Source organism: Sphingomonas sp. (assembly GCF_025362505.1).
Taxonomy (GTDB): domain Bacteria; phylum Pseudomonadota; class Alphaproteobacteria; order Sphingomonadales; family Sphingomonadaceae; genus Sphingomicrobium.
Genome location: NZ_JANYGG010000023.1, coordinates 1 through 7228 on the forward strand (window position 1 = coordinate 1; position 7228 = coordinate 7228).

The window sequence follows — 7228 nt, forward strand, 5'->3', positions numbered from 1 at the left end:
GTAGTATTCGTTCGTCCTGAGCGAAGTCGAAGGGGCGCCCTTCGCCTTCGCTCAGGACGAACGGAGGCTTGCTCCTGCTTGCTCCTGCGCTAATACTCTTGCGCCAGAGGGGAAGCCGAATGAGTGAGCGTCAAGCAGAGAGCCGCGGATCGATGGCGCGGATCGTGATCGCCTCGTCGGCGGGGACCGCGTTCGAATGGTACGACTTCTTCATCTTCGGATCGCTGACCCCGGTCATCGCCAAGGTGTTCCTGGCGGGCCTCGACCCGACCGCGGCTTTGGTCGCGGCGCTGGCGCTGTTCGCGGTCGGCTTCGCGTTCCGGCCGCTCGGCGCGATCATCTTCGGCGCGATGGGCGACCGCATCGGGCGCAAGGCGACCTTCCTCATCACCGTCAGCCTGATGGGCGGCGCGACCTTCCTCATCGGCTGCCTGCCGACTTACGCCCAGGCCGGCTGGCTCGCCCCCGCCCTGCTGATCATCCTGCGCATCTGTCAGGGCACTGCGCTCGGCGGCGAATATGGCGGCGCCGCGATTTACGTGGCCGAGCACGCCCCCGATCACGGCCGCGGCTACGCCACCGGCTGGATCCAGTCCTCGGCCGCATTCGGCCTGCTCGCTGCCCTCGCGGTCATCCTCGTCACCCGCACCCTGCTCGGCGAGGACGCCTTCACCGCATGGGGCTGGCGCATCCCGTTCCTCGCGTCGGCGATCCTGCTCGGCGTCTCGCTGTGGCTGCGCACCAAGCTCGCCGAGAGCCCGGCCTTCGTCGCCCTGCGCGAAGAGGGCAATGTCACCAAGGCGCCGCTGCGCGAAGCCTTCGCCGACCCCGCCAGCCTCCGCCAGGTCGGCATCGCCTTCTTCGCCTTGATGTGCGCGCAGGGTGCCGTCTGGTATTCGACCTTCTTCTACATGCAGCTGTTCCTCGAGAAGATGGTCGGCCTGCCCGGCAAGACGGTCAACGAGATCGTCATGGTGATGGTGATCGTCTCCGCCCCGCTTTACGTCGTGTTCGGCTGGCTGTCGGACAAATGGGGCCGCAAGCCGGTCATGGTCGCCGGAATGCTGGTCGCGCTCGCCGCCTATTTTCCCGGCTATCACGCCATCGCGCGCGCCGCGAACCCTGCGCTGATCGAGGCCCAGGCGCGCACCCCGGTCACCGTCGTCACCGACCCCGCGACCTGCTCGGTCCAGTTCGACCCCGCCGGCACGCGCCACTTCTCGACCGCCTGCGACATCGCCAAGAGCCTGCTAGCCGGATCGGGCATCTCCTACCGCGACATCGCCTCGACCGATGGCCGGACCGCGATTGCCGTCGGCAATACGCTCCTGCCGATCGCCGACGGCAGCGCCCTCGACACCAAGGGCCTCAAGTCACTGAAAACCGCTACCGGAGACCGGCTTAAGGCCGCGCTCACCACCGCCGGCTATCCCGCCAAGGCCGACCCCGCAAACGTCGACTGGTTCACGCTGATGGCCTGGCTGCTGCTCTTCACCGCCGCCGCCTGCGCGCTCTACGGCCCGATGGCCGCCGCGCTGGTCGAGATGTTCCCGACCCGCGTCCGCTACACCGCGATGAGCCTGCCCTATCACGTCGGCACCGGCTGGGTCGGCGGCTTCCTGCCGGTCACCAGTTTCGCTATCGTCGCCATCACCGGCAACCTTTACGCCGGGCTGTGGTACGCCTTCGCCTTCACCGCCGTCTCCGTCATCACCTCGCTGCTGTTATTCAAGGAAACCAGCGGCCAACCCTTACGCTGAAGGATACCCGCATGCGTTCGCTTCTACTCGCTAGCCTGTTCGTCTCGACCGCTACGCTTGCCCAGGCACCGACGCCTCCCGTTGCGGCCCAGCGCGCCCACGAAGTCCGCGCCCCGTTCGGCGCGGTCCGCAACGACGAATATTACTGGCTGCGCGACGACACGCGCAAGAACCCCGAGATGCTCGCCTACCTCGGCGCCGAGAACGCCTACACCGACGCGATGATGGCCCCGCTGAAATCGCTCCAGAACAAGCTGTTCGCCGAGATCACCGGCCGCATCAAACAGGACGACAGCTCGGTTCCCTACCGCCAGGACGGTTATTATTACTACCGCCGCTTCACTCCCGGTGCCGACTATCCGATCGTCGCGCGCCGCAAGGGCAGCATGACCGCGCCCGAGCAAATCCTGCTCGACGAGCCCGCGATGGCCAAGGGCAGCGGCTATTTCGCCGTTTCGGGCTTCGAAGCGAGCCGCGACGGCCGCTATTTCGCCTATGCCGAGGACAAGGTCGGCCGCCGCCAATATGTGCTGAAGATCCTCGACACGATAACCGGGAAAATGCTTTCCGACACGGTGACCAACATCGAGCCCGACCTTGTCTGGGGATCGGCGAACCAGCTCCTTTATGTCGAAAAGGATCCCGTCACGCTGCAATCGAAGCGGATCAAGCTCCACATTATTGGCTCGCCGGCGGATAGCGATCGCCTTCTCTACGAAGAGAAAGACGACACGTTCAACATCAGGGTGACCCGCACCGCCTCGGGCAAATTCACTTGCATCGTTGCCGAGGCGACGACGATGACCGAGCAGCGCTGCGCCCCGTTCGGCCAGCCCGACCGCATGACGCTGATCGCCCCGCGCACCAAGGATGTCCTCTATCGCGCCGAACACGCCAACGGCCGCTGGATCGTGCGCACCAATGCCGGCGCGCCCAATTACCAGCTCAAGAGCTTCCCCGACGCCGCGCTCGGCAAGCCGTCATCGTCCTGGAAGACGCTGACCAAGCCCGGCGACTTCATCGACGATTTCGCCGCGTTCGACACCTTCACCGCGATCGCCGAGCGTCACGACGGCAACAAGCGCCTCCGCCTGCTCAGCCGCACCGGCAAATCGACTCTCGTCGACGCAAGCGAGCCCGCCTACCAGATGAGCCTCGACGACAATCACGAGGCCGCGACCCCGTGGGTGCGCTACACTTATGAATCGCTCGCCACTCCGACGACGACGCTCGAGTGGAATTCCGCGACCGGCAAAAGCCGTACACTCAAGGTCCAGCCCGTCCCCGGCTACGACGCGAAAAACTACGTCACCGAACGCGTCTGGACCATCGCCCGCGACGGCGCCCGAGTCCCCGTCAGCCTGGTCTACAAAAAGGGCCTCAAGCGCGATGGCACCGCGCCCTTGTTCCAATATGCCTACGGCAGCTACGGCCTGTCGAGCGACCCCGACTATTCGATCGCCACAACCAGCCTGCTCGACCGCGGCGTCGTGTTCGCGCTCGCCCATATTCGCGGGGGACAGGAAATGGGACGCCATTGGTTCGACGACGGCCACCTCGCGAAAAAGCAGAACAGCTTCAACGATTTCGTCGATGTCACCCGTGATCTCGTCGCCCGGCGTTATGCCGCCAAGGGCCGCGTCGCCGCGCGTGGCGGGAGCGCGGGCGGGCTGTTGATGGGCGCCGTCGCCAACCAGGCTCCTCAGGATTACGCGGTAATCGTCGCGCAGGTCCCGTTCGTCGATGTGCTGACGACCATGCTCGACACCTCGATCCCGCTCACCACCAATGAATTCGACCAGTGGGGCAACCCCGCGAACGAAGCCGACTACAAGGTCATGGCCGCCTACTCGCCTTACGACAACGTCCGCGCGCAGGCCTATCCGTCGATGTTCGTCTCGACCGGCCTGTGGGACAGCCAGGTCCAATATTACGAGCCCGCGAAGTGGGTCCCGCGCCTCCGCGCGCGCAAGACCGATTCCAACCCCCTGCTGTTCCGCATCAACATGGAAGCCGGTCACGGCGGCAAGTCCGGCCGCTTCCGCAGCTACGCGGATCAGGCCGAGATGTACGCCTTCGTGCTGGATCGGCTGGGGATCAAGAACTGAACCCCCTCCATCTCGAGCGGGGGTGGGTGCGCGCAATCAGTGCGCCGTCACACCCCCCGCCGCATCAGGCGCACCAGTGAATATCGATCGGCTGCTCGCACTCCGCCAGCACCCGCCCGATCGGCAGCTTCGAACTGTGCCCGTCCTCGATCGCCTGCTCGAGCAGGTCGCGCTTCTTCTGCCCGGTGATCGTGATGAGGATCGTCCGCGCCTGCAATATCGCCGCCCGGGTGAGCGTAACCCTCGCAACCGGCGCCTCTTTCGGCAACGGATCGGGCATGACCCCGACCATCCGCCGCGCCTTGGGTGCATCGAGCGCCGCCTCGAGGTCGGGCCCCGCGAAGATCGACGCGGTGTGTCCGTCCTCGCCCATCCCGAGCCACACCAGATCCGGCGGCCACGGCAAATCCTGCAGCCGCGCATCGGCGGAATTGCCGGCCAGCTTGTAATCGGCGATCGGCGCGGTGATCGGAAAGACGCGTGCGCCGGTCGGCAGGAACGCCTTGGCAATCCCGCGCACGTTCGACAGCTCATTGTCCATCGCGACAAGCCGGTCGTCGCCGGGGAAAATGGTGACCTTCTTCCAGTTCAACTTGGCCTTGACCAGCTCGGCGAAGATCGGCTGGGGGGTCGATCCGCCGGGGAAGGCGAGCAATGCCGATCCCCGCGCGTCGAGCGCACTCTCGATGATGAACCCGATATCGCCGGCAACCGCCGCGGCCATCTCCTCGGGCGAATCATAGTCCCAGAATTCGGCTTCGATCATCGCGCTACTCCCTGGCGTCGGACGCGCTATAGCAAGTGGCCTGCCAAGGGCAACGCGGGTCGGCGGAGAGAATAATGAAGAGCAAGAAATACGACCGGAAACTCGCCGAACTGGACGTCGAACTGGTCCAGATGGCGCATTGGGCGAAGGTCACCGACCAGCGCATCCTGATCGTGATCGAAGGCCGTGACGCCGCCGGCAAGGGCGGCGTGATCGACGCGATCCATGAACATATCAACCCGCGCGACTGCCACATCGTCGCATTCGGCAAGCCCCCGCGCGTGCTCGGGACGCAGGCCTATCTGAAGCGCTACGCCACCCGCCTCCCCGCGCCGGGCGAGATCATGCTGTTCGACCGCAGCTGGTACAACCGCGCCGGGGTCGAGCGCGTGATGGGCTTCTGCACCGAAAAGCAGGCAACCGATTTCCTCGCCGCGGTCCCGGCGTTTGAAAAGGGCCTAGTCGACGACGGCATCCTGCTCTTCAAATATTGGTTGTGCTGCGATCAGGAGGAACAGGAATCACGCTTCGCCGAGCGCCTCGCCGATCCGCTCAAGCAATGGAAACTGTCCCCGATCGACCTCGCTGCGCGCCAGCATTACGACGATTACACCAAGTCTAGGGAAGCCATGCTCAAGGCGACCCACACCCCCTGGGCGCCGTGGACCCTGGTCGACTTCAACGACCAGAAGCGCGGCCGCCTGACGCTGATTCGTAACTTGCTGCATTGCATGCCCGACATGCGCGTCGACATCGATCTGCCGATCTTCCCCGAGCTCAAGAATCCTCCTTCGAAAGAGCGCTACACATCGATCGAGCCCCTCCCGGCTTGGCCGCGCAGCAAGAAAAGGAACTAAATTTCCGCTGTCCTACAGCCCTCATTTGTGCCAATACGGTTAAGACTTTTTGACATTTGAATTGACCACATTTTCTTGATCCGGATGAGGATCGCGAACCGGCCACGTCACCGCGAACATTGGGAACATTCGCGACCGAAAAGACCGCTTCCGGCGCAATCGCAGACATCGCCGCGTGACACGTTGCTGCTTGACGGATACGCTGGGCTTGCGCCGTGACAACAGGACACACACAGCTTTTCATCCAAAATAGTGTGGAGAGATCGTTTGCCAGCCGAGAAGCCGGAGGCGCCAATTTGGCACGAGAAGCAGCTTCGCCTGGCGGTCGAGGCCGCTTGCGTGGCGCTTTGGTCATGGCGCGTCGACGTCGACCGGTTCGCGATGGACGAACGGGCGTTTGAACTTTGGGGCCTGCCATGGGCCGACCATGTCACCTTCGAAGAGCTTGCCACCCACATCCACCCTGCTGATCGCGACAGGGTTCGGGCGGGCTTCTCCGCCACACGCTCGGTTACCGGATCTTACGAGATCGACTTTCGAATCTGTCTCGGCGACGAAGTCCGCTGGATTTCGGCGCGCGGACAGGGTGCCGACGTCGGGATCGTCCACGGCGTAATGTTTGGGATTTTTCTCGACGTGACCGGCCGCAAGCAAGCCGAGGAAGGCAGTGAATTGCTCGCCGGAGAGATGAGCCACAGGGTCAAGAACCTTCTCGCCATCGCAGCGGGTCTGACTCAGTTGACGGGTCGTTCGGCCGTGTCGGTAGAAGCAATGACTGGCGAACTGACAACACGCCTGACGTCATTAGGTCGCGCTCATGACCTCGTGCGTCCGCTACCAGGCGAGCAGGGCAAGGCCGCTTTGTTGGGCGACCTCATTTCCGTGTTGCTTGCCCCGTATGACGATACGGCGGCTTTTTCCGGTCGCATTCGGGTGGCGGTCGCGCGGATGGGAGTCGGGGAGCGAACAGCAACTGCGCTTGCAATGGTCATTCACGAGTTGGCGACCAATTCCGTCAAATATGGCGCGCTTTCCTGTGCCGCAGGGCTACTCGACGTGTCGAGCAAGATCGACGGGGACGACATCAGCTTAATTTGGTCCGAGACTGGTGGCCCTCCAATTAGTGAGCTGCCGGTTCTCCAAGGCTTCGGCAGCCGGCTCATCGCGCGAAGTGTTTCCGGGCAACTCGGCGGCGAACTCGTCTATGATTGGCAGGAGAGCGGTCTCGTCGTAACGGTTAGAATGCGGCAAAAAAGATTAGCAGACTAATCTCTCGCAGATCGAGTGTGGGCTTCTCAATTTGGCCGACATTTAGGCCGCTCCGCTCCCGCCCCTTGATCAAATCCCGCAACCCGCTATACGCCACCTCGCGTCGGGCTAGTTCTATAAAACCGATCCGGCGCATCCGTCCGAGACAGTCGCTGGGGGTTTCCTCCTTAATCTGCGACCGAGGCGGGGACAGGAATTCGGGTGGCTCCTGCAGCCACCGTGCGTTGCGAATTGAGCGACGCCGTTGATCCAGCCCCCACGGACTTTCGTTCCCTATCGCTCACGCGGCGGGGTTTTGTGAAGCTCGGTCCGCGCATCCGCTCGGGCCGAACCAAGGAGTTGGCATGGATCGTTCGCAAAAGGCCGATCTGGTTGCCGAGCTGAAGAGCGTCTTCTCCGAGACCAGCGTGGTGGTCATCACCCGCAATCTCGGCCTGACGGTGGCCCAGTCCACCGACTTGCGCCTGA

The 7228-nt window shown here is 63.7% G+C and carries 6 protein-coding genes; 5 read left to right on the plus strand and 1 reads right to left on the minus strand.

The genetic code is table 11. The features are described from left to right. Window positions 1–119 precede the first annotated feature (119 nt). Complete coding sequence (locus Q0R27_RS01490; RefSeq protein ID WP_293940321.1) at window positions 120–1760, plus strand: MFS transporter; 1641 nt, start codon at window positions 120–122, stop codon at window positions 1758–1760. 11 nt (window positions 1761–1771) lie between these two features. After that, window positions 1772–3868, plus strand: coding sequence for a S9 family peptidase (locus Q0R27_RS01495; RefSeq protein WP_293940322.1), 2097 nt, complete (start codon window positions 1772–1774; stop codon window positions 3866–3868). 64 nt (window positions 3869–3932) lie between these two features. Here Q0R27_RS01495 and pgl read toward each other — a convergent pair whose 3' ends face one another. Continuing rightward, a complete protein-coding gene (gene pgl / locus Q0R27_RS01500) occupies window positions 3933–4634 on the minus strand; it encodes a 6-phosphogluconolactonase (RefSeq protein WP_293940323.1) in 702 nt (233 codons plus the stop codon). Window positions 4635–4708: 74 nt separating this feature from the next. Between pgl and ppk2 the strand changes: the two genes are divergently transcribed. The 3 genes from ppk2 to rplJ form a co-directional block, all read left to right on the plus strand. Beyond that, window positions 4709–5491, plus strand: a complete 783-nt coding sequence (ppk2, locus tag Q0R27_RS01505) for a polyphosphate kinase 2 (protein WP_293940324.1) — start codon at window positions 4709–4711, stop codon at window positions 5489–5491. Between the two features lie 267 nt (window positions 5492–5758). Continuing rightward, on the plus strand, window positions 5759–6760 hold the full coding sequence (locus Q0R27_RS01510) for an HWE histidine kinase domain-containing protein (protein ID WP_293940325.1): 1002 nt from the start codon (window positions 5759–5761) through the stop codon (window positions 6758–6760). 344 nt (window positions 6761–7104) lie between these two features. Continuing rightward, window positions 7105–7228: 50S ribosomal protein L10 (rplJ, locus tag Q0R27_RS01515; RefSeq protein WP_293940326.1), on the plus strand; the 124-nt coding region annotated here is incomplete at its 3' end.